Origin of the sequence: Caballeronia sp., from assembly GCF_049581465.1 — a bacterium.
Taxonomy (GTDB): domain Bacteria; phylum Pseudomonadota; class Gammaproteobacteria; order Burkholderiales; family Burkholderiaceae; genus Caballeronia.
Genome location: NZ_JBAUSA010000138.1, coordinates 1 through 1937, shown reverse-complemented (window position 1 = coordinate 1937; position 1937 = coordinate 1). Strand labels below are relative to the sequence as shown.

Annotated in this window: 2 protein-coding genes; both read right to left on the bottom strand. The window is 64.5% G+C overall.

Going from position 1 to position 1937, the window contains the following annotated elements; all coding sequences use genetic code 11:
• The coding region (locus WCA53_RS03565) for an FAD-dependent oxidoreductase (protein ID WP_423905529.1) at positions 1-1285 on the bottom strand (1285 nt) is incomplete at its 3' end.
• A 17-nt stretch (positions 1286-1302) separates the two neighbouring features.
• Positions 1303-1937, bottom strand: a 635-nt coding sequence (locus WCA53_RS03560) for an FAD-binding protein (protein WP_423905526.1), incomplete at its 5' end; no start/stop codon positions are given.

Below are 1937 nucleotides of genomic sequence, written 5' to 3'. Positions count from 1 at the left end.
CACCGCCATGGAAGCCGCCGACCACTTCGCCCGCCGCGAACAGGCCGTCGAGCGTCTCGTCGAACACGTTGACGACCTCCATCGCCGCATTCACGCGCAGGCCACAATAGGTGCCGAATACCGCCGCGGTGGAAGGGTACGCGTAGAACGGCGCTTGCTCGATTCGGCACAGCGCGCCGTGATGGTGGACGAGGCGGGTGCGACCGAATGCTTCGTCGTGGCCGGAATCGACAGCGGCGTTGTAGACGGCGACCGTTTCGCACAGCGTGTCGGCCGGCACTTCGATCAGCCGTGCGAGTTCGCCAAGACTGTCGGCCTGGATGAACAGCCCTTCGTCGAGGCGGCGCTGGAAGTCGAGAATGCGCACGCGGTCGTCGCCGCTGTCCATGATGCGCTGGTCGAGAATCTGGAATGTCGCGCCATACGGTTGGCGGATCGCGGCATCGCCGAGCAGCTTGTACGACACTGACTCGTCGACGAAGCGTCGGCCGTCCTGGTTGACCGCGATTGCGCCCTTGTACACCGCGAGGCAACTGTGGTGATTGGTTTCGTCGAGCGGATGCTTGCCGTAGGTGCCCTTGATGTAAGCCATGTCGCGCAGGTCCGCGCCGAACTCCATCGCCATCTTCAGGCCGTCGCCCACATTGCCATCCCCACCGATGAACACGGCTTCGTCGTACTGCGGTGCGAAGCGATGCACCATCTCGGCGTTGCGGCAAAAGCCACCACTCGCTAGGATCACGCCGCGAGGCGCAAAGAGCGTGCGGTGCCCGCCGTCCATGCTTGCGTGCACACCAGTGAAACGGCCGTCCGCGTCGCGGATCAGACGGTGCGCGGGTGCGCTCAGATGTACGCTGACGCGTCCCGTGGCCGCGCACGCACGCACCAACTGCCGCATCGCATCGGCGGGATCGACCGAATGCACGCGCGGCACCGACTGGCCCGACGAGGTTTCGATCGACGGGCCAAACGCGACGCCGTGATCGCGCATCCAGTGGTAGGTGTCTAGTTGGTGATCGACGTACGCGCGTACCAACGTTTCGTCGTTTTCGAAGTTGCCGACTTCGCGCAGGTCGGTGAACAGCAACTCGTCGCTGTCGTCGATGCCGTGCTCGCACTGCAGATCGGTGCCTGCGAACGCGAGACAGCCGCCGCTCATCGCCGACGAGCCGCCTGCATCGGGCTGCTTTTCGAGCAGGGTCACGCTGAAGCCGGCCTGCGCCGCTTCGAGCGCGGCGCAAAAGCCTGCCATGCCACCGCCGATCACAAGAAGGTCTGGAGTCATTGAAGGGTCCTCACTGCTCAGTATTGGTTGCCGATGGTTTCGCCAGCCAGCTTGCCGAACACAAGGCCCTTGAGGACCGATGTCGCGCCAGTGTAGTTGCCGTAATACATGCCGACCGTTTCGCCGGCGGCATACAGACCGGGGATCGGCGCGCCATCGCTGTTCAGCACGCGCGCAGCGGCATCCACTTTCAGGCCGCCGAACGTGAACACGTTCGCCGAAATGATCGGATACGCGAAGTAGGGCGCTCGATCCAGCGGCAGCGCCCAGTTCGACTTGCGTGGCTCGACGCCCTCGGTCGCGAGGCCGTCGGCGACGAGCGGGTCGTAGTGGCCGTCGTGGCATCCCGCGTTATACGCGGCGACCGTGGTGGCGAGCGCATCGGCCGAAATGCCAAGATGTCCTGCCAGTGCTTCGAGGCTGGACGCCTCGATTGCCGGCTGGTCAGTGCGGATCGCGAGGCGGTAGTTTGGGATGTCCTTCACGCGCTGGTCGAGAACGACATACGCGATGCCCTCGTCCTGCTCGTAGATTCGGCGCGTGACCCGTTCGTACCAGGCGTCGACGGTGCCGGGCGCTTCGTCGGTGAAGCGGCGTCCCTGTTTGTTGACAAGGATCCCGTACGGGAAAACGAACAGGGACGGCTCCGATA